Origin of the sequence: Microbulbifer sp. VAAF005, assembly GCF_030012985.1 — a bacterium.
Taxonomy (GTDB): domain Bacteria; phylum Pseudomonadota; class Gammaproteobacteria; order Pseudomonadales; family Cellvibrionaceae; genus Microbulbifer.
The window spans coordinates 2,254,781-2,274,749 of the sequence record NZ_CP120233.1; the positions used below are offsets into that span (position 1 = coordinate 2,254,781).

20 protein-coding genes, 2 tRNA genes and 1 pseudogene are annotated in these 19,969 nt (G+C 50.4%); 3 read left to right on the top strand and 20 right to left on the bottom strand.

Features of this window, described 5'->3' with window-relative positions; translation table 11 throughout:
* Positions 1-153: 153 nt before the first annotated feature.
* The 3 genes from P0078_RS09860 to P0078_RS09870 form a co-directional block, all read right to left on the bottom strand.
* Positions 154-1,257 (bottom strand): phosphoribosylaminoimidazolesuccinocarboxamide synthase, encoded by a 1,104-nt coding sequence (locus P0078_RS09860; protein WP_282934214.1) that lies wholly within the window; start codon positions 1,255-1,257, stop codon positions 154-156.
* A gap of 91 nt (positions 1,258-1,348) precedes the next feature.
* Positions 1,349-2,434, bottom strand: coding sequence for an AI-2E family transporter (locus tag P0078_RS09865; RefSeq protein WP_282934585.1), 1,086 nt, complete (start codon positions 2,432-2,434; stop codon positions 1,349-1,351).
* A gap of 23 nt (positions 2,435-2,457) precedes the next feature.
* Positions 2,458-2,751, bottom strand: a complete 294-nt coding sequence (locus P0078_RS09870) for a sulfurtransferase TusA family protein (RefSeq protein ID WP_282934215.1) — start codon at positions 2,749-2,751, stop codon at positions 2,458-2,460.
* A gap of 192 nt (positions 2,752-2,943) precedes the next feature.
* Between P0078_RS09870 and P0078_RS09875 the strand changes: the two genes are divergently transcribed.
* Positions 2,944-4,452: a M48 family metalloprotease gene (locus tag P0078_RS09875; protein ID WP_282934216.1), complete on the top strand. Its 1,509-nt coding sequence runs from the start codon at positions 2,944-2,946 to the stop codon at positions 4,450-4,452.
* A 67-nt stretch (positions 4,453-4,519) separates the two neighbouring features.
* On the opposite strand, the gene nadA is transcribed toward P0078_RS09875, so the two are convergent.
* Positions 4,520-5,572: a quinolinate synthase NadA gene (gene nadA, locus P0078_RS09880; RefSeq protein WP_282934217.1), complete on the bottom strand. Its 1,053-nt coding sequence runs from the start codon at positions 5,570-5,572 to the stop codon at positions 4,520-4,522.
* A 162-nt stretch (positions 5,573-5,734) separates the two neighbouring features.
* Between nadA and P0078_RS09885 the strand changes: the two genes are divergently transcribed.
* A complete protein-coding gene (locus tag P0078_RS09885; protein WP_282934218.1) occupies positions 5,735-6,832 on the top strand; it encodes an NAD(P)/FAD-dependent oxidoreductase in 1,098 nt (365 codons plus the stop codon).
* 209 nt (positions 6,833-7,041) lie between these two features.
* Here P0078_RS09885 and P0078_RS09890 read toward each other — a convergent pair whose 3' ends face one another.
* From P0078_RS09890 to P0078_RS24570, 11 genes and pseudogenes are all read right to left on the bottom strand, one after another.
* Positions 7,042-8,526: a hypothetical protein gene (locus tag P0078_RS09890; RefSeq protein ID WP_282934219.1), complete on the bottom strand. Its 1,485-nt coding sequence runs from the start codon at positions 8,524-8,526 to the stop codon at positions 7,042-7,044.
* A 128-nt stretch (positions 8,527-8,654) separates the two neighbouring features.
* Positions 8,655-10,286 carry a hypothetical protein gene (locus P0078_RS09895; protein ID WP_282934220.1) on the bottom strand — a complete coding sequence of 544 codons (1,632 nt, stop codon included), beginning with the start codon at positions 10,284-10,286 and terminating at the stop codon, positions 8,655-8,657.
* A gap of 87 nt (positions 10,287-10,373) precedes the next feature.
* The gene (locus P0078_RS09900) at positions 10,374-11,213 is read right to left on the bottom strand and encodes a hypothetical protein (protein WP_282934221.1); all 840 of its coding nucleotides are present in this window, start codon (positions 11,211-11,213) and stop codon (positions 10,374-10,376) included.
* A 271-nt stretch (positions 11,214-11,484) separates the two neighbouring features.
* Positions 11,485-11,640, bottom strand: coding sequence for a hypothetical protein (locus P0078_RS09905; RefSeq protein ID WP_282934222.1), 156 nt, complete (start codon positions 11,638-11,640; stop codon positions 11,485-11,487).
* Between the two features lie 80 nt (positions 11,641-11,720).
* Positions 11,721-12,677, bottom strand: coding sequence for a hypothetical protein (locus tag P0078_RS09910; protein WP_282934223.1), 957 nt, complete (start codon positions 12,675-12,677; stop codon positions 11,721-11,723).
* Positions 12,678-13,417: 740 nt separating this feature from the next.
* Positions 13,418-13,493, bottom strand: a tRNA-Lys gene (locus P0078_RS09915).
* A gap of 105 nt (positions 13,494-13,598) precedes the next feature.
* A tRNA-Lys gene (locus tag P0078_RS09920) sits at positions 13,599-13,674 on the bottom strand.
* A 131-nt stretch (positions 13,675-13,805) separates the two neighbouring features.
* A complete protein-coding gene (queC, locus tag P0078_RS09925; RefSeq protein ID WP_282934224.1) occupies positions 13,806-14,483 on the bottom strand; it encodes a 7-cyano-7-deazaguanine synthase QueC in 678 nt (225 codons plus the stop codon).
* Between the two features lie 35 nt (positions 14,484-14,518).
* Entirely contained in the window at positions 14,519-15,178 is a 660-nt protein-coding gene (gene queE, locus P0078_RS09930; RefSeq protein WP_282934225.1) for a 7-carboxy-7-deazaguanine synthase QueE, read from the bottom strand.
* A 106-nt stretch (positions 15,179-15,284) separates the two neighbouring features.
* The gene (gene ybgF / locus P0078_RS09935; RefSeq protein ID WP_282934226.1) at positions 15,285-15,689 is read right to left on the bottom strand and encodes a tol-pal system protein YbgF; all 405 of its coding nucleotides are present in this window, start codon (positions 15,687-15,689) and stop codon (positions 15,285-15,287) included.
* A 122-nt stretch (positions 15,690-15,811) separates the two neighbouring features.
* Positions 15,812-15,949: pseudogene (locus P0078_RS24570) on the bottom strand (YbgF trimerization domain-containing protein); the annotation flags it as partial.
* A gap of 55 nt (positions 15,950-16,004) precedes the next feature.
* Between P0078_RS24570 and P0078_RS09945 the strand changes: the two are divergent.
* Entirely contained in the window at positions 16,005-16,145 is a 141-nt protein-coding gene (locus P0078_RS09945) for a hypothetical protein (protein ID WP_282934228.1), read from the top strand.
* Here the strand turns inward: P0078_RS09945 and P0078_RS09950 are convergent.
* From P0078_RS09950 to tolQ, 5 genes are all read right to left on the bottom strand, one after another.
* Positions 16,142-16,630: an OmpA family protein gene (locus tag P0078_RS09950; RefSeq protein WP_282934229.1), complete on the bottom strand. Its 489-nt coding sequence runs from the start codon at positions 16,628-16,630 to the stop codon at positions 16,142-16,144. The two genes, P0078_RS09945 and P0078_RS09950, sit on opposite strands and share 4 nt — an antisense overlap.
* Before the next feature lie 99 nt (positions 16,631-16,729).
* Complete coding sequence (tolB, locus tag P0078_RS09955) at positions 16,730-18,025, bottom strand: Tol-Pal system beta propeller repeat protein TolB (protein ID WP_282934230.1); 1,296 nt, start codon at positions 18,023-18,025, stop codon at positions 16,730-16,732.
* Positions 18,022-18,816, bottom strand: a complete 795-nt coding sequence (tolA, locus tag P0078_RS09960; RefSeq protein ID WP_282934231.1) for a cell envelope integrity protein TolA — start codon at positions 18,814-18,816, stop codon at positions 18,022-18,024. The genes tolB and tolA overlap by 4 nt, the downstream gene beginning before the upstream one ends.
* A 7-nt stretch (positions 18,817-18,823) precedes the next feature.
* Positions 18,824-19,255, bottom strand: coding sequence for a protein TolR (tolR, locus tag P0078_RS09965; protein WP_282934232.1), 432 nt, complete (start codon positions 19,253-19,255; stop codon positions 18,824-18,826).
* Between the two features lie 20 nt (positions 19,256-19,275).
* Entirely contained in the window at positions 19,276-19,965 is a 690-nt protein-coding gene (gene tolQ / locus P0078_RS09970; RefSeq protein ID WP_108731827.1) for a protein TolQ, read from the bottom strand.
* Positions 19,966-19,969 lie beyond the last annotated feature (4 nt).

Genomic DNA, 19,969 nt, shown 5'->3' on the forward strand with positions numbered 1-19,969 from the left:
CTCCACTTTTAAATTGGATGTTGAAGTTATTAAACAGAGGGAAGCGGGCGAAAGGCGACAGGAATACGAACACAAAACAGGAGGAATTGTGGCGAATTATGGCAGGCATAAAAAAACCGGCGAAAACGCCGGTTTTTTGCAGTTCGACCCAGATTAGTCGACCAGACCGTAATCCTTGCGGAGAACTTCAAGCAATTCCTCTTTGGGATTATCAGATATCTCCAATTTCGTACCAATAATCTTCTCAGCAATACCAATATAAGTATTAGAGAGATCCATCAGCATAGATTCTGGCAGTTCGTTATCACGAGCTAAAGCCGAGCGCTCATCCATGCGATCTTTGTTCAACAGGATATCGGCATCGGGGAAGTAGTTGAGCAGCGCCTGACGAAAACCCTCTTTGGATTTCTCCACAACCTTACCCGCGCGATACTGTTCGCCGTCCCAGATACGGGAGGAGTCCGGGGTGCCCACCTCGTCCATATAAATCAGCTTCTCTTCACCATTGGCATCGGTGACATAGCCGAATTCAAACTTGGTATCGACAAAAACCTGGTCGAGCTTTTCCAGCTCGGCGGAAATCAAATCAAAACCTTCTTTCAGCAACTTCTCGTACAGATCGATATCGCCTGCATTGCGGAAGCCGAAGGCTTCGAAATTGTCTTCGATATTCTTGCGGGTGACATTGACATCGTCCGCTTCCGGTACACCGGGGATACCCTTGAGAATACCTTTACTGGAGGGGGTAATGAGTAATTCAGGCAGCTTCTGGTCTTTTTGCAAGCCATCAGCAATCTCGATACCGCAGAACTCCCGCTCACCCTTCTCATAGGAACGCCACATGGAGCCGGTGATGTACTGACGGGCGATCGCTTCGATCATAACCGGGCGCGCCTTCTGCACGATCCACACCAGCGGGTGCGGGATATCCAGAATGTGGCTATCGGCGAGGCCCTGCTCTTTAAACAGTTTGAACCAGTGGTTGGAAATAGCATTTAGTGCTGCGCCCTTGCCTGGTACGCCATGCATGCCGCCTTCGCCAGTCCAGATACAGTCGAACGCGGAGATACGGTCGGAAATCACCATTACCGCAAGTGGAGTGTCAGGAGAAACCGGGTAGCCCTTCTCCTCAATCAGGCGGCGGCTGTCTTTCTCGCTCAGCCAGTATACGGAACGGACCTTGCCACTGTGGATAGGCTTGTCGGTGCGGATCGGCAGGTCATTATTGACCGCTAGAACTTTGTCAGCCAGGCTCATGGGCTCTCACCTATTTGAAGGGATCAAATAAAAGAAAGCGCGGCATTCTAGCAAATGCCGCAGCCTACAGACAAAGAAAGATATCGGGCAATTACTCCGAGCTACGCCGGGCCTCCCATTCTACCTGGTGCTCATGGGTAGGCCAGGCACTCATAATGGCCTTGAGCAAGGTCGCCAGGGGAATTGCAAAGAAGACGCCCCAGAAACCCCAGATGCCGCCAAAGAACAGCACCGCGAGGATAATGGCAACCGGGTGCAGGTTAACTGCCTCGGAGAACAGCAGTGGTACCAGTACGTTGCCATCGAGCAGTTGGATAATGCCGTAAGTCATCATCAGGTAGAGAAATTCATTACTCCACCCCCACTGGAAAAGCCCAATAGCCGCAACGGGGATAGTGACAACCGCTGCGCCGATATAAGGAATCAACACACTGAAACCCACGGCGACTGCCAGCAACAGGGCGTAGTTCACCCCCAGTAGCAGAAAGGCGGCATAACTGACAGCAGCCACAATGCCAATTTCTATCACCTTACCGCGCACATAATTGGCCACCTGATCATTCATCTCATGCCAAATCTGGTGGAGCATAGGACGTTCTTTGGGCAGGAAAGAGGTGCACCAGCGGATCAGCTGTTCCGCATCCTTAAGGAAGAAGAACACCAGGATCGGCACCACTACAACGTAAATCAGCAAGCCGGCAAAAATGGGTAGGTTGGTAAGGGAGAAGGCCAGCAGCGTCTGCCCCAGGCCGCCCAATTCGCTGCCAAGGGTATTGAAAATTTCATCGATCTGTCCGGCCGAAATTAATCGTGGGTAGCGCTCAGGAAGTAACAATAAAAGCTCCTGCCCGCGCTGTACCATATTGGGCAACTCTGCCCCAAGCCGCACCAACTGACGCCAGATAATAGGCAGCACCACAAATAACAGGGCCACAATAGTGCCCACCAACACCAAACAGGACAGGGTAACCGCCAGCCAGTGGGGAACACGCCAGGACTTCAGTTTTTGCACCATTCCCTGCATCAGGAAGGCGATCACCAGCGCGGTGAATACCGGGGCCAGCACGGCGCCCAGAGTCGCCAGGACCACCAGGGCCAGGGTCAAAATCAAAACCAGAAGCACCACTTCTTCCTGACTGAAGTAGCGGTTCACCCAGCCTTTTACAATCGATAACATAGACTCTCGGGATTTATCTTTATTCATTTGCCAGCGTACAGCCAATATTGAAAGGTATGATTACGTCGCTCAGCGCGGAGCAGGGACCGGCCACTCAAAGACGCAAAACTGTGGAAGTCTCGCCAGGACCCTTCATCAGTGGCCAGTACACAAAGCAGCGTTCCCTCTGGGTATTCCCGCAATGCCCGGCGCATGGCCAGTAACGGTTGTGGGCAGGGCAGATTTCTTGCATCCACAATAGTGGCCGTATCCCAGTTCGGTATCTGGGTATCGGGCTGATTGTTAGAAGAAGTTACTGACATTGCCTTTTTAGTCACAAACCAGAATTGCCGGGGATTATAGCGCGAACCAGACGCCATAACCCGCGCAGGCTTTACGCTTTTTAACTTTCCGCCTGGCGCAAGTGTGAACCTTTTATGGTCCACTGAGTCCAATCCTCGACAGTCCAACGGGGTAGCGTATAGAGTTGGACTATAGATCCTTCAAGGACAGACCGAGCAGTAATCAAGATGACTGATTCCAAAAGCAGCCTGCTTCACAGGACACGCCCTACAACTATCCTCCATCGAATTCGCGCTGGGCTAAGTACCCTGAGTATGGGTTTTTTACTTGGTACTGCACCGATTGCAGCTGTAGCCGATAGCGACGAGATCCGACTCCCAGAGCTCGGAGACAGGACGAGCGGCGTAGTCTCCCACACCCAGGAAAAAGAGCTGGGCCAGATGTGGCTGCGTATGTTTCGCAGTCAGGTTCGTACCTCCAGAGATGCGCTAATCCAGCAGTATGTCGAAGGCATGGTCAAAGAGCTCGCTGAGTACAGCCCGCTGGAAGATAAAGAAATTGATGTTGTCGTAGTCAACAATAAAACTATGAACGCCTTTGCGGTACCCGGTGGGGTCATGGGGGTTCATACCGGCCTGTTTCTATTCGCAGAGAGTGAAGACCAATTTGCATCGGTGGTTGCCCATGAATTGGCTCACCTTAGCCAACGTCACTACGCCCGCTCTCTGGAAGCACAACGCAACAGCACAATACCCACTCTAGCGGGCATGCTCGGCGCCCTGGTTCTAGCAGCTACTGCTGGCGGTGAAGCCGGGATCGCAGCCATGACTGCCACCCAGGCTGCAGCCATGGACAATCAGCTGCGCTTCAGTCGTAAAAATGAACATGAGGCCGACAGGGTCGGTATTGAAACACTGGCTAAATCCGGACGCGACCCAGAGGCTGCCGGTGAGATGTTCGAGCAAATGCTCAAGGCAACACGCTATTATCAGCGCCCACCAGATTTTCTCCTCACTCACCCCGTTACAGAAAAACGTATCGCTGACGCCAAGCTGCGCGCTCAGCGCATGGCAGAAGTGGCGCCCAGCGATAACCTCGATTATCACCTGATGCGTGCTCGAGTACGCCTCGCTACAGAACCAACACCTCAGCAAGCAGTAAAACGCTTCAGCGCAGAACTGAATGGCATTAATGATAACGAGGATGCAGCCCGCTATGGCTTAGCCCTGGCCCAGATTGCCGCCGGCAAGCCTGACTCAGCACTGGATACTCTTCAGCCCCTATTGGATAAAACCCCCTCCAAAGCCACTTTTGTCTTGGCTAGGGCAGATATTGATCTGGTGCGAGAAGACTACAGCAGTGCCACCAAGCGCCTGCAGTGGGCCCTCGATCGCAACCCGGGAGACCATGCCTTAATCATGGGCCTCGCCAATGCCCACTTTAAAGCCGGCAACTACCTGGCTGCAGAGCGCCTGCTGGCGAAATATAGCCGTACGCGGAAGAAAGACCCGGCAGTATGGTATCTACTGGCGGAGACTCACGGATTGGCCGGAGATATTGTTGGCGTGCACGAGGCCCGGGCTGAGTATTACATCCTCAACGGCATATTCGACAAGGCTATTCAGCACCTGCGCCATGGAATTCGCATGTCAAAAGACGATTACCAAGTCAATGCTATCCTGGAACAGCGCCTCAAAGATGTGCTGAAAATGCAGGAAAGAATCGAGGAGCTGTAACTCCCCCAACGAAAAAGAGCGGCCACTGGCCGCTCTTTTTGTTTACTCACCGCTACTCCCCCGAGAGCTAACCTTTGCGGAAATCCAACATCCGCTGCAGCGGGATCATCGCCTTGCGCCCCAGCTCCGGGTCCACAAAGATCTCATTATCCCCACGCTCCAGTACACCGCAGAGGTTCTCCAGAGAGTTCATCGCCATCCAGGGGCAATTAGCACAGCTGCGGCAAGTGGCTCCAGCACCAGCAGTTGGCGCCACCATTAGCTCTTTGTCTGGGCACTCCTGCTGCATCTTGTAGAAAATGCCCTGGTCGGTAGCCACAATAAAGCGCTTCTCTGGGCGGGTCTTGGCAGCATTAATAATCTGCGAGGTAGAACCCACCACATCGGCCAGCGCTACCACAGGGGCGGGAGATTCAGGATGCACTAGAACCACAGCATCCGGATAGAGGGCCTTTAGGTCCTCAACCCCCTTGGCCTTAAACTCTTCATGCACAATACAGGAACCGTCCCATAACAGTACGTCCGCGCCGGTTTCCCGCTGGACATAGCCGCCGAGGTGCTTGTCAGGTGCCCAAAGGATTTTTTCGCCATTGGCATCCAGGTGATCCACTACATCCAGTGCAATACTCGAGGTCACCACCCAGTCCGCCCTGGCTTTTACCGCAGCAGAAGTATTCGCATAAACCACCACAGTGCGGTCCGGGTGCTGATCGCAGAAGTCAGAGAACTCTTGCGGAGGACAGCCGAGATCCAGGGAGCAAGTTGCCTCAAGGGTCGGCATGAGTACTTTCTTGTTCGGGGTAAGGATCTTGGCGGTCTCACCCATAAACTTTACCCCGGCTACCACCAGGGTGTCTGCCGAGTGCTGAGCGCCAAAACGGGCCATTTCCAATGAGTCAGAAACGCAGCCGCCGGTTTCCTCCGCGAGGGCCTGAATCAAAGGGTCGGTATAGTAGTGTGCGACCAATACTGCATTCTGTTCTTTCAACAAGCGCTTGATGCGCTCGCGCCATTCTTGCAGCTCTTCTTCGCTATATTGAGACATTACCGGCTCCGCCAGGTGCGCTTGCACCAAAGAGCGAGAATCTACCTTGTCTGCGGCAATGGACTTATGAGTCATGACTAACTTCCAGTCGCGGAAAAGCGCGCATTATAGCGCAATGAAACGACACCACCACGCACCCTTTCGACAGCAATTTTAATCTGGCGTTACAGGCAAAATAGGCCGAAGGAATTCAACCTGGTCACCTCAGAAAGTACACATTTCGGCAACAGGACTGCTATGGAGATATTGGATACCGTGATAGTTGGGGCTGGGGTATTAGGACTTGCCTGCGCCTACCAATTGAGCCGCGCAGGCCGAAAAGTGATGGTACTGGAGCAACACAATGCCATTGGAACTGAAACCAGCTCGCGCAATAGTGAGGTTATTCACGCAGGCCTCTACTATCCAACAGACAGCTTGAAAGCCCGTGCCTGTGTTAACGGTAAATCCATGCTGTACCAATTTTGCCAAGAATACGCAGTGCCCCATAAGCAAATCGGCAAACTGGTAGTCGCCACCGATAAAGCACAGCTGCCGCAACTCCGAGCCCTCAAAGCCCAAGGGGATACGAACAACGCCGGGGGACTTCGTTTACTGAACACTAAAGAGGCTTTATCTATGGAGCCAGAATTACAGTGTGCCGGGGCCATTTACTCACCGACGACAGGCATTATCAACAGCCACAGCCTGATGCTGGCTCTTGAAGGCGCCACGGAGTCCAAGGGAGGCGAAGTCATACCTGCGAGCAGGGTTGTACGCATTGAAATATCCAGTGGCACCTGCCAGCTGGTGATGAAGGATGGCTACAGACTGACGGCCCGCAACCTCATCCTGGCCGCAGGCCTTCACACCAGCTCACTGATGGGCACAGTAAACAGCGAAGTTATAAAGCGAGAAATTCCCACCACGTATTTTGTTAAGGGCAGTTACTTTACCCAGTCAAGTAAGGTGCCTTTTTCACATTTAATTTACCCTCTACCTGAAAGTGCCGGTCTGGGTATTCACCTCACTCTCGATTTGGCTGGAGGGGCGCGGTTTGGCCCAGATGTGGAGTGGGTTAAAACCATTAACTACCAAGTAGATCCGGGCAAGCGGGATAAATTCTATAGCAGCATCCATCGCTACTGGCCCGGGTTAGAAAGCAATACGTTGCAGCCTGGCTATGCCGGTATTCGCCCAAAGATTGTTCCCCAAGGCGCCCCCACTGGTGATTTTCAGGTTTTTCATAAAAAGCTAAGCAACAGTGCGCAGCTAATGGCATTCTTTGGTATCGAATCTCCCGGTCTGACCTCTTCACTCTATCTGGGAGAGATGATTTCAAAGATTACCGACTAACCCATTACTTATCGCGTGAATACGCATTGTAATCGCGACAATTTTACAATCACAAGAAAGCCAGAATGGAAGTGACTAGAGAGGAAAGAAAACGCTTCAGTATCAACCAATCATTTGGTTATCGCTAAAATACAACTCGATCTACTTGAAAACGAATTCTTTACCTCCAACTTTTCGTATAAGCACATCAATTTTCTGATAGCAAAATATTACTGCATAATTATACCCGTGTTACTTGTACCTAGCTGAGTAGCCGAGGCTGTCTGAAAATCATTAAGCTGGGTGGTAGTGTGGGTATTTAAAGATCCATTTTGGCTGATGGTACTAACACTGCCCAAAGTACCCATTTGAGAGACATCGATCGTATTCATATCTCCATCCTGGGTGATAGTGATATCCGATGAAACTACATCCATTTGCAATACGGTTAGCGAGTTTTGCGTACCAATTTGCGAGGTGGTGACACTGCTGAGATCTACCAGGGTATCCTGAGCGACATCTGCGTCATTGCTCGTACCCGACTGGAAAATATCAATAGTACTACTAGAGATAAGGCCATCCTGTTCAGCATTTACCATATTAGTTGAGCCATCTTGATCCGCCATTATCACGCTGAGTGAGATTGGACCATCTATTTGCATCAATTGAGCACTATTACCGTCACCGGCTTGAAATACTGATGCGGTTGATGAATCTACAAGAATATTTTGGGTGATCTCAGTACTATTCGAGCTACCACTTTGTACAACAGTAGCTGTGGAAAAGGATATTTCTTCTTCTTGAACAACTTCTACCTCATTCATATCACCAGTCTGGCTGACAGTGACAAAACTTTGGGAAACCTGGTCTGTCTGCTCTACAAACAATTCATTATCTGTACCATCTTGCGAAGTATTAATACCACTTCCAGAGACTACATTCGACTGGTCTGTACTCGCCTCATTGCTGGTGCCAGATTGAGTTATGCTGGAAGTGCTGGATGAGACATTAATAAACTGGTCAATGTCAGCATCGTTGGAAGTACCAATCTGTAAAATATTCGCAGATACGGACGATGTCTCAAACTGATTAGCGTCTAAAACATTCTGATCTCCAACTTGACTAAAGGACATGATACTGGAAAAGACCGAAGTAGATTGCTCCGCATCAACATCATTCATATCGCCGCTTTGGGTCGCATTAATAGCACTTGAATCGGTAGCGTCTTCCTGATCTAGATTTACCCTGTTCGAATCGCCGACCTGAGACGAAAATATTGTGCTAAAAGTAACCTGCGTATCTTGCCTGGATTCAAATTCATTATCTGTGCCTATCTGTGTTGCCGAGATAGAGCTACTGTCGATTACATTCTCTTGTATCGTTTCCGCATCATTCATATCTCCCTGTTGAGTAATAGCTGTAGTAGCCAAATTAACATTCGTATCTTGAATCGACATCGCATCATTGTCGTCGCCAATTTGTATATGCGAAATCAGGCTGTCGGTAGTATTATTTACTTGCTCCGCATCAGAGACATTTCCCGTTCCGTCTTGAATAACCACAATCTGATTATCAGTAACCGTGGGATCTGATTGATTAATTGTGGCCATATTGAGGATTCCCTGCTGGGAAACATCACTTACGTTGCTGTCTGCGGCTACTCCACAGTGTATTACTGCCAATATGGCAGCAGCTAAAGGCTTGATAAATCTCACGAGAAATTCCTTTTAAATAAAAAACCCTTAACAAACTATAGATACAAGACTACCTCCCAACAAACAAAAGAGCTCCCAATTTAAAAACATCAACCTTCGCTTATCGTCTCAAAGGATTATCGTAACTCTTACTGGAGGATAGTCCCCACATTTGACATACCATTTTGTGTTGCGGATGCAGTTTGGAAATTATTTAACTGGCTAGTAGTATGATCATTTAAAGTGCCAACTTGAATTGTGTTGCTGGTACTATTTGACGCGCCCATCTGAGTAACATCACTCGAATTCATATCACCATCTTGAGTAATAGAGATATTTAACGAAACAACATTAACTTGTAAAACCGTCAAGGAGTTACTCGTACCGATTTGTGAGGTTGTGACGCTACTGAGTTCAACAAAAGTATCCTGTTCTACATCTGCATCGTTAGATACTCCTGACTGCGCAATATCAATCGTGCTACTAGAGATAAGCCCATCTTGCTCCGCATCCACCGTATTGGAAGAGCCATTTTGATCAATACTGACTGTACCGAATGAAATCAGGCCATCGATCTGCAATACCTGAGAATCATTGTTATCACCGGTTTGAACAACCGCGGTAGAACTGGAATCTACCAAATTACTTTGATTGATTTCAGCATCATTCATACTGCCATTTTGCACAACCCCGGCAATCGTTGAAGAAACTTCGCCCTCCTGGTCCACATCGACCTCATTCATATCCCCCGTTTGATCAACGCTGACCAAGCTAAGAGAAACTATTTCCTCCTGATCTACTAAAAGACTGTTGTCCGTCCCATTTTGGCTGACACTAATGTTACTGGATATAACTTCACTTGATTGATCCACGCTAGCATCATTATCAGTACCCGACTGGGAAATGGTGGCCGTACTGGAAGAGATATCTCCAAACTGGGCTATATCTGCCTCATTGGAGGAACCTAGCTGGGTAATAGATCCTACTGTTGCAAATATGGTATCAAAGTGATCAATATTCGCATCATTCTCACCCCCAATCTGATTTAAGATAATCGTACTCGATGAAACAGTACTCGCTTGTTGAGCATCAGCATCGTTCATATTTCCATCTTGAACCGTGGTAATGGTGCTAGTAGTAACAACATCCTCTTGGTCAATTTCAATCACATTGGAACTACCAATCTGCGTGGAGTTAATAGAGCTCAAAGTGATATCTGTATCCTGCTGCCCTGCAAATTCATTACCCGTCCCTGACTGAGTGGCGACGATGGTACTAGATTCAACACCGGTCTCCTGAATAGTCTCCGCTTCATTCATATCACCTATTTGAATAACAGTTGCCTGGCTGGAGATAACTGTTCCTTCCTGCACCAAATCCGTGAAGTTTGTATTACCAACTTGAGTTGCAGTTAAACCAGAAAATTCAATAAGTGTGTCCTGAAATAACTCAGCATCATTCGCATCTCCTTGTTGAGTCGTAGAAATCAAGCCGACATTGGTATCATTGGCTTGAGCCGAAATCGCCTCATTATCGTCACCAATCTGTATATGTGTAATTAAACTATTAGTCGTCCCTGTCACCTGCTCCGCCTCAGATGCATTGCCAGAACCTTCCTGGATAACCACTATCTGATTTCCTTCAGTAGTTGCGTCAACTTGGTTGAGCGTAACCATATTTAGAGTGCCCAACTGAGTCACATCACTTGAATTATTATCAGCGGAAACCACGGTATGGATAATGGCCAACATCGCTGCGGCTAATGCCTTTAATAAATTCATTGAAAATCCCTTTCAAATACAAATTGAATTTATAACCTTGAGCTCTAACCAGCACTAATGGAGAGCCCCCCTAAAAGCCCACTACTACTATTGAACAATATTTCCCTGGTTGCCCGTCCCTATCTGAACAGCCGTAGCCACCTGTCCGTCATTTGTCTGACTTGTAACATGAACATTAGAGGTTCCCACTTGAGTAATAGTGGCTAATCCAGTGCTTAACCCCGACTGGGAAACCTCCGCATAATTCATATCACCACTTTGGAAGGTGGTAATAGAGGAAAATAGGGCAAAGCCCTGCGCTACCAACGCCTCATTGAGAGTTCCATCTTGATCAACACTGATAAAACTCGATTCAGTCAGGTCCCCCTGAAATAAGTCGGCACTATTTTCACTTCCAAGTTGATTAATTAGCCCAGTGCTATTGAGCGTAAAATCCTCATGGAGCGCCAGTGCAAAGTTCATTGTCCCGTTCTGAGTAACAGCGACAGTACCCTGTATTCCCCCCACATCCACCTGGGCTGCAATACCCTCATTATTTGAACCGGACTGGATAACAGTGGCGCTACCTGCTTCAACAAAATCATCTTGGACCACCCAGCCCAAATTACCATCGCCAGACTGGATAATTAGAGCCGTACTCTCTGAGACTTCTGCAATTTGTTCCAGGATTGCTTCGTTCATCAATCCCGATTGCTCAATCGTGCCGGTATTCAAATCTGTAAGGGCACCTTGTAAAACCGATGCCTGATGGGAATCTCCTATTTGAGTTATCGAGACGGTATTATTGGTACTGGTCGGATTAGACTGATCCACTGTTGCCAGATGCCCAACACCATCCTGATCAATATCTGTCGTATTATTGCCGCCCATAGAATGGCCACTAACAGCGAGCGCAGCTATTGCAGTAACTGAAGTCCAAATTTTCATTTAACTAATCCCTTGTACATAGATCTCACCCCTTCTGTTTAAACTCCAGGCGTAGCAAAACATTCCAGAAAATAATCTAAGTCAATTTAAATTAGAGTTAAAAGCCAAACCAGACAGGAGAGAGTCAATAGGAAGAGAACATGTAACTCCCTAAATAAATCACTCATATCTCAAACATAGGAATGAATAAAACACAAAAGAAAAACTGGGACTTTGCAGATACACGACAACTGCCGGTATTCATGCTGATATCGCAAAGCCCCAATTAAATCTATTGAAAAATAAATCCAATATTGGAAGTACCATTTTGCGTCGCGATTGCAGTTTGTGAATCTAGCATTTGCTCCGTTGTATGTTGATTCAAATCACCGATTTGAGTGGTTGTCGCCACACTAAGCATATTTCCCTGCTGGAGTACGCCCGCCATATTATCGGTACCATTTTGAAATATGGTGCCCGTAACTGAGGTGGCAGTAATTTGCCCCAACGTCGCATCATTCGTAGACCCTAACTGAGTAACCGTTGCAGAGGCAAAGAAGTTCCCCCAGCTTGCTGGGTAACGCCCATATTACCAGTACCAGATTGGCTCACTATGCCAACACTGGTATCTATACCAGTATCCTGAACACCACCACCAAAGTTACCATCCCCTACCTGAGTCACACTTACAGTACTATTGGCAACGCCATTCTGCTGTAGGGCCCCACCAAAGTTGCTGGTACCGGTTTGAGTAATTAGGACCGTACTTGAAGTAACTCCATTTTCCTGGTCTGACTCGATAGCATTCAAATCGCCTGACTGGATAGCAGTAACGGTGGAATTAAAAACCCCCATTAATTGCTCACTATCAAAGCTATTCTGGTTGCCAAACTGATCTGCTGACACCGAGCTAAATTCAACAACACTCTGCTGGGAAATCTGGGCCATATTGTCATCGCCAATTTGATTTAGGATGACACCACTTCCCAATATATCGAAGACCTGCCCCATTATGATCGCATCATTCATATCGCCAGTTTGAGTCACCGCGATACTAGATGCTTCGGTATCAGTCTGGGTGATGGTCATAAAGTTCATCTCCCCAGCTTGATTTAGTTCCTGGGTAGAACCAAGTGATTCAAGTTGCTCCGCTGTCGTATCGTTATTATTCCCAATTTGGTTAATTTCTAGCGAACTGGACTCAGTCATAAACTGCTGGAAAGACTCGGCCATATTGCCATCACCCTCTTGGTAGTGGGTCATGGTATTACTTACGGCATCGCTCGCCTGGGTCGATGACGAAGAGTTTACATCGCCAATTTGGGTGACATCTATCAGGTTCCCTATAGCCGTAGGGTCAACCTGATTGGCGTTCGCTGTATTACCCACTCCCTGCTGATCTATTAACGTCGTATTATTACTGGCCATCGCACTTCCACTCACTGCGGCCAATATAACTAGAGCTACAGGCTTCAACTTCCTCATAATTCAATCCTTCATTAACTATTCAAGCTTTTCTTGGGACTCAAACTAGAGGGCCTCATCAACAACATCGATACCAATAGGCATGTCGGCGTAAGGCATGCGCAAAATCCAATTTAGCGCCATCCCTACTCCAAACCAAAGAGGTGTTAAAGCTCGCCAAACTCGAGCGCTGAGGCAATAAAATTGACACAGGCAATTATGCGAACAACAAATCCCAAGAGGAATTGACATGCACTGGCACAAGGTCACTTGCGATAATGAACGACTGAATATTTAGAAACTATTCTCAAATCGCTGATCATGGGCCGACCAACTACTGGGTAAGAGTTAACGATAAGCGGCGATACAGCTATAAGAAGGAAGTGGGGAAAAACTAGGAACAAAGTTTGGAATTAAATTTCTGTGCCACCGGTAGAGCTTTAATAACTCACTCTTAGCGGATCAAGTCATTCAACAACTAAGAAGATGACTCTCACTAGCCACTTATGTCGCTAATCTGGTGCTAGTAGTACCAGCGCTAGATGTGACATATCCCTTAGATGGATCCGGTCAAGATCTAGAAGCGCCTTAGTGATGAAATAAAATAGATCCAGGCGCACGAACAAATTATTTGCGTTGTCAGCACCTACTAAAAAGCAGCGCCAATAGTCGAGTGAAAATATTTAGCAAACAGAAATAGAAAATTAAATAGATTTTAGAGAAATCTAAGAGAAGTAATTATTACGGAAGTTGAGAAGAGATGGTGGGTCGTGCTGGATTCGAACCAGCGACCAATTGGTTAAAAGCCAACTGCTCTACCAACTGAGCTAACGACCCCCAGGATGGTTGGACTAACTTGGTAATGGTCCAACTTGGGTTGTTTTTACCTTCGCGCAGAAGTGTAAAAACTGGATGGGTTGCCTTGGGCATCCCTGTCGAAAATGGTGGGTCGTGCTGGATTCGAACCAGCGACCAATTGGTTAAAAGCCAACTGCTCTACCGACTGAGCTAACGACCCTTTTCGATGCCTCGTTGTGAGGAGCTGCGTATCTTACGGATCTATTTCGAAAAGACAATACCTAACTCAAAAAAAATCTAACAAATTTAAGGAGTTAGGTATTTGTTCAAAAAATTGGCGCCAACGGCCAATTAAGGTGCGTAGACCGTGGGGTCCTCCAGGCCGGCCTCTGTGAAGCCGGCAGCCCTCAGGCGGCAACTGTCGCAGCGACGGCAGGCAGCGCCATCTGGCAAGGCTTGGTAGCAGGACACAGTTAAACTGTAGTCCACCCCTAAGCGGGTCCCTTCTGTAACAATATCCGCCTTGCTCATGTCCATCAGTGGCGCTCGTATAGACAGTTTATTGCCCTCGACACCGGCCCTGGTAGCCAGGTTGGCCATCTTCTCGTAGGCCTCAATATATTCTGGGCGGCAATCCGGATAGCCGGAGTAGTCCACGGCGTTCACACCCACGAAAATATCCTGGGCGCCCAGCACCTCTGCCCAGCCCAGGGCAATAGACAGGAACACCGTGTTTCGCGCCGGCACATAGGTCACCGGAATACCGGAGGTTTCCTCTTCGGGTACTTCGATAGAGTCATCGGTCAACGCCGATCCGCCGATTGAGCGCAGGTCGAGCTTAACCACCTTGTGCTCAACGGCCCCCAAGTCCTTCGCCACCTTCTGCGCAGCCAATAGTTCTGCCTCGTGACGCTGGCCATAATCGAAGCCCAGGGCGTAACACTCGTAGCCCTCAGCGCGAGCCATGGCCAGTACGGTGGCTGAGTCCAGGCCACCGGATAGCAAGATTACTGCTTTCTTTGCTGTCATTTTTTCCTCTTTTCTTGATGTGGCGCAGCGGCGCTTTAGACGCCGGGGATGTCACCCCACAACAGCTTGTGCATTTGCATCTGCATACGCACCGGTAACCCATCTTCCAGTATCCATTCAGCTAGCTGGCGCGGCTGCAGCTGCTCGTAACTGGGGGAGAAAAGCACCTCTCCAACCCGCTCAGGTAAGCGGTACTGATCCAGGGTGAATCGAGCCCAGTCATAATCCCCGCGATCACAGATCACAAATTTGATCTGGTCCTGGCGAGTGAGTACTTGCATATTCTCCATTCGGTTGCGGTGCTGCTCCCCGGAGGCCGGCGTTTTCAGGTCGACCACTCTCGACACCCGCTCATCCACTTTATCCACAGGCATAGCGCCACTGGTCTCAAGGGACACCGCATAGCCCGCATCGCAAAGCGCCTTCATCAGGGGAAAACAATTGGGCTGGGCCAGGGGCTCACCACCGGTAACGCACACATGGCGAGCGGGATGGCTTTGCACCTGCTGCAAAATCTGCTCCAGCGTCATGCGCTCGCCGCCGTAAAAGGCGTACTCGGAGTCGCAATAGGTACAGCGTAACGGGCAGCCCGTCAGGCGTACAAACACCGTAGGAAGGCCACTTTCTCGCGCTTCTCCCTGAAGGGAGTAGAAAATTTCACTGATTCTGAGTGATTCTTTGGAAAGATCGGTCATACACACCCAACACAAAAACGCCCGAGTGGCACATGCCACCCGGGCGCGGGATCATAGGCTTTTTCTGCTCAAAAAACCAGCGATGGCAGTCAGTAGCGGCTGAAGGCTACTGGAAGTTCTCCTGCAGATACTTCTTCGCCAGGTTCGACGCTCTGGCGTCACTGGCTGCCACCTGCTCCAGCAGGTTGCGGGCTTTTTGCTGGTCACCCAGCTGGTGATAAACAGTACCCAGCTTGTAGCGGCCATCCCAGACTTTACTGGAATTCGGGTAACCGTCGAGGAGGGCTACGAACCACTCCCGAGCCTCCTCCAGGTTGCCTTGAACCAGTGCAATCTCACCCAGCCAATAATTCGCATTCGGGGCGTACTGACCATTGGGGAAGTCCTGCAACAGGCTTTTGAACTCTTCACTGGCGCCGCCGTAATCGCCATTGCGGGCCAAGCCAAAGCTGGCCTGGTAGCGGTCGCGCTCGCTCTTGCCGTCTTTCGGGCCCTGGGGTTTAGGCGGCATTGCTGAGCCCCCTGCCCTTGCATGGACGAAGCACCGCCTTCAGCGGTAGACGGCGGCTGAGCCGCTGGCTCTGTACCACTCAGGCGCGCAATACGCCGGTCCAGATCCATATAATCTTCGGTGCGCTGCTGTTTGAGACGCTTGATCTCATGGCGCAACTCTTCAACTGTGCCACGCAACTCCCGCACTTCCTGCTGCAAAACCTGCATTTGATAGTAGGCTTCGGCCTGGGGATTGCCCTGGGCTCGGGGTGGTGACATACCGGCGCGGGCGAGCTGTGTCGGAGCACCGCTTTCCACCTCATCGGTATAAGTAATGGTCGACTGGTCCTGGCTTTTAGAAGACAGGTCTACAATCGGGGCCTGGGAAAATACCGGCGATGCCGCAGTCATTACTGCTGCGGCGATCGCTAGTTTTCTAATCGTTAAAGCCATTGGCATCCATTTTTACGATTAGTTAATAACAACGCGACGGTTCATCGCACGGGCAGATTCGTTAGAACCCATTTGAGCCGGACGCTCTTCACCGTAGCTGATTACTTCCAGGTTAGCTGCGTCTACGCCTTGCAGTACCAAAAAGTCGCGAACGGCATTGGCACGACGCTCACCCAGAGCCAGGTTGTACTCGCGAGTACCCAGTTCGTCAGCGTGGCCTTCCAGGCGAACAGAACCGGCGGCAGCGCGCATACGGTCAGCGTGACGGATCAGCAGCTCACGGGTTTCGGGCTTCAGCAGGGACTGGTCGAAATCGAAGTAAACTACGTTTTCCAGAGGTGCAACTGTCTCGGTTGGCGTGGTATCAAAATCGGTGGTTTCAACCGCAGTTTGATCTGCCTGGTCCAGGGTCTCCTGGCTGCCTTCGGTGGTGTCAGTGCTGCTACAACCAGCCATAACTGCCAATACACAGGCTAACCCAAGGCCTGTTTTTACTGATTTCAACATAAGCTACTCCGCTTTATATATAGTGTTATCGAAAATCCTGAAAGATTTCTACTTGCTCTAATTCACACCCTTCGCTTAAGCGCGTCGGGCACCCCCGCCTTATTCAAAGTACGGCGACCAGGCCGGTTCACGGACATCACCCCTCTGAGAGGGCAGGTTGTACTTCACCCCGGCATCCAGCGACACCGCTGCCAGAATACCTTTATCCCCACGTTTGGTAGCGTACATCAACATGGCCCCATTCGGCGCGATACTAGGGGATTCGTCCAGCGTAGTCTCCGTAAGGACACGCACTCTGCCCGAGTTGATATCCATCGTAGCGATGGTAAATACGCCCCTATTACGATGCACCATCACCAGTGTCTTTCCATCGGGAGAAACACGGGGCCGCGCATTGTAATCGCCATCGAAGGTTAAGCGGTCGACTTGACCAGTGGCAAGAGTCAATTGGTAAATTTGTGGCTTCCCTCCCCTATCGGAGGTGAAAACCAGTGATTTACCATCTGGCATCCAGTTCGGCTCAGTATCAATGGAGAAGTGCCTTGTCATTCTTGTCAGTTTATTACTGACCAGATCCAGCACGTAGATCTCCGGGTTGCCGTCCTTGGAGAGCACCATCGCCAGTTTGGTTCCATCCGGGGACCAGGTCGGCGAACTGTTGATGCCCTTGAAGTTAGTTAATTGCTTGCGCGCACCCGTGCGCAGGTTCTCGCGAAAAATTGCCGGGCGCCCGGTTTCAAAGGAGACGTAGGCGAGCTCCTGGCCATTGGGGGACCACATGGGAGACATCACCGGCGCACTGAAACGACGGATCTGCTTGGCGCGAGCACCATCGATATCCGCACGCATCAGCAGATAGCTGGGCTTGCCGCCACGGGTCTCTTCCTGCACGTACACCATTTCCGTGGAGAAGGCACCGCGAATACCGGTGATAGCTTCAAAGATCTCATCGGCGGCGCGGTGGGCGATATCCCGCAGCTGGGTCTGGCCGCCGCGCACTTGCTTGGTGAACATCTTGTGCTGGCCGAAAACATTGACCAGATCAAAAGTGAGCAGGTAACCGGTGGCCTGCGGCTCAATGCGGCCAGTCACTATGTACTCGGTGCCGAGGATACGCCAGTCGCGGAATACCACGTCTTCCGGGGCCTTGGGGAAAGACAGCATGTCCTCCTTGGGCACCGGGGAGAAAAGGCCACTGCGGCGAAGGTCTGAGGAAATAATCCCGGAAACATCTTCCGCCAGTACCCCGCCACCAGACCAGCTGAATGGGGACACAGCGATCGGTGTGGGGTCATCGATACCGCTGGTGATATCCACCACCAGCTGGGCTCGGGCCCCCAGGCTCACCGAGGCGATTGCAATAATGGCGACTGTCTTCAGTAAACTCTTGATCATTGGCGCAGATCTTCGACTTTAAAGTTCAAAATAGTTGTGCGGACTTCCCGCTCAAATACCACTGGTTCCTCCCGGGCCAGGTCGGCCACTTCGGGAAATACCTCCACTTTTTTGATAGCGGTCAGTACCGAGCGATCCAGGGCGGCATTACCACTGCCCTCGACGATATTAGCTGCCACCACCCGGCCGGTGGGGACAAAGTTTATTCTCACCTTGGTAAGCATACCGTTTCGGGCACTGGGCGGGCGACTCCATACCGCCTCAATTTGCTGCTGGATCGCCTGGCCAACGGACATCACCGCTTGCTCGGCCTCATTCGCATCCAGCAGTTCCTCTTCATCCTGGAGGGCCTCGTCAAAAGAACTCTGGCGCTCTTGGGCCAGCTTCTCCTTCAGCTCTTTTTCTTTGCGCGCCTTCTCTTGCTGCTCTTTCTCGCGACGGGCCTTCTCTGCCTGTGCCTTGCGATCAGCTTCGACTTTCGCTTTGCGTTTCTTTTCCGCCTCGAGCTTTTTCTTCTGCTCCAAGGCTGCGCGGCGCTTACGTTCGACCTCAGCCTTGCGTTTTTGCTCCGCAGCGCGATCGGCACGCTGTTTTATTTTATCGACCTTTTTCGGCAGCTTCTTCTTCGGTGTTGCCGCTTCAATCGTCACCAACTTGGCCTGCACAAACTTTGGCATAGGTTTGCGCTCAGGCATACTGCTGGCTTCCCAGCCATAGGTCATGGCAACTAAAAGCGCCCCATGCAGGACAAGGCTGATGATAATCGCCAATGCATAAAAGCCTTTATTCACCGGCACCCTACCCCTGAGGTGGCTCTGTCACCAGGCCGACGCTGGGCGCTCCCGCCTGCTGCAGTTCGGTCATGGCATTGACGATCAGGCCGTAGCGGGCCTCGGTGTCACCCCACACCAAAACCGGGGTTCCCGGCTTTTGGCGCAATACCTTAGCGACCGTTTGTTTAATTTCTGCGAGCGGCTTGGCGCTCTTCTCGTCAGTCCCCAGATTTAGGTAATAGGTGCCATCGGAGCGCACAGAAATAATCAGCGGCTCCTCATCGGTTTCCTCCATCGGCGCCGAGGGCGCGTTTGGAAGGTCGACTTTGACCCCCTGCATCAACAATGGTGCCGTGACCATAAAGACAATTAGCAGCACCAGCATTACGTCAATGTAGGGCACCACATTGATCTCGGAGACCAGCTTCTTTTTGGTTCCCTTGCGAAACACACTCATAGGGTTCGCCTATTCACTACTCAGCCGGAATGCACTTTGCGGTGCAGGATAGAGGAAAACTCCTCGGCGAAAGTTTCGTAGCTGGACAACAGCGACTCCGCTTTGGCGGAATAGCGGTTAAAAGCCATCACCGCAGGAATTGCTGCAAACAGGCCCATAGCCGTAGCCACCAACGCTTCACTGATACCAGGTGCGACCGTAGCAATAGTGGCCTGGTGCATAGTGGCGAGACCACGGAAGGAATTCATAATCCCCCACACGGTACCAAACAGACCGATATAGGGACTGACAGAGCCTACGGTTGCCAGGAACGGTAGGTTCATTTCCACCTTTTCCTGCTCCCGGGACATAGCCACACGCATGGCCCGCTCAGTGCCTTCCATCACCGCTTCAGGGCCGCTGCTGCCTTGCTGGCGCAGGCGGGTAAACTCAGTAAATCCGGCGCGGAAAAGGGACTCAACACCATCGGTTCGGCCTTTTTCCGCTCGTTCGTTACCTTCGCGGAAGAGTTTGTTCAGGTCGGCACCGGACCAAAAGCGGCGTTCGAAATTGTTCAGGGAGCGCTTGGCCTGGGACAGGTAAAGCCCGCGCTGGATAATCATCACCCAGGACACCACAGAGGCCAGTAACAGCAGCAGCATAACTAACTGTACCAACAGGCTGGCGTTCTGGATTAGCCCCCAAAGAGAAAGTTGTTCACCGGCGTTCATCTTC

Bases quoted from the DNA above. Each gene is read 5' to 3' on its own strand.
- P0078_RS09860 (WP_282934214.1), bottom strand. From the start codon at position 1,257: ATGAGCCTGGCTGACAAAGTTCTAGCGGTCAATAATGACCTGCCGATC.
- P0078_RS09865 (WP_282934585.1), bottom strand. From the start codon at position 2,434: ATGTTATCGATTGTAAAAGGCTGGGTGAACCGCTACTTCAGTCAGGAA.
- P0078_RS09875 (WP_282934216.1), top strand. From the start codon at position 2,944: ATGACTGATTCCAAAAGCAGCCTGCTTCACAGGACACGCCCTACAACT.
- nadA (WP_282934217.1), bottom strand. From the start codon at position 5,572: ATGACTCATAAGTCCATTGCCGCAGACAAGGTAGATTCTCGCTCTTTG.
- P0078_RS09885 (WP_282934218.1), top strand. From the start codon at position 5,735: ATGGAGATATTGGATACCGTGATAGTTGGGGCTGGGGTATTAGGACTT.
- P0078_RS09895 (WP_282934220.1), bottom strand. From the start codon at position 10,286: ATGAATTTATTAAAGGCATTAGCCGCAGCGATGTTGGCCATTATCCAT.
- P0078_RS09900 (WP_282934221.1), bottom strand. From the start codon at position 11,213: ATGAAAATTTGGACTTCAGTTACTGCAATAGCTGCGCTCGCTGTTAGT.
- P0078_RS09905 (WP_282934222.1), bottom strand. From the start codon at position 11,640: ATGGCGGGCGTACTCCAGCAGGGAAATATGCTTAGTGTGGCGACAACC.
- P0078_RS09910 (WP_282934223.1), bottom strand. From the start codon at position 12,677: ATGAGGAAGTTGAAGCCTGTAGCTCTAGTTATATTGGCCGCAGTGAGT.
- queC (WP_282934224.1), bottom strand. From the start codon at position 14,483: ATGACAGCAAAGAAAGCAGTAATCTTGCTATCCGGTGGCCTGGACTCA.
- queE (WP_282934225.1), bottom strand. From the start codon at position 15,178: ATGACCGATCTTTCCAAAGAATCACTCAGAATCAGTGAAATTTTCTAC.
- ybgF (WP_282934226.1), bottom strand. From the start codon at position 15,689: ATGCCGCCTAAACCCCAGGGCCCGAAAGACGGCAAGAGCGAGCGCGAC.
- P0078_RS09945 (WP_282934228.1), top strand. From the start codon at position 16,005: ATGGTCGACTGGTCCTGGCTTTTAGAAGACAGGTCTACAATCGGGGCC.
- P0078_RS09950 (WP_282934229.1), bottom strand. From the start codon at position 16,630: ATGTTGAAATCAGTAAAAACAGGCCTTGGGTTAGCCTGTGTATTGGCA.
- tolB (WP_282934230.1), bottom strand. From the start codon at position 18,025: ATGATCAAGAGTTTACTGAAGACAGTCGCCATTATTGCAATCGCCTCG.
- tolR (WP_282934232.1), bottom strand. From the start codon at position 19,255: ATGAGTGTGTTTCGCAAGGGAACCAAAAAGAAGCTGGTCTCCGAGATC.
- tolQ (WP_108731827.1), bottom strand. From the start codon at position 19,965: ATGAACGCCGGTGAACAACTTTCTCTTTGGGGGCTAATCCAGAACGCC.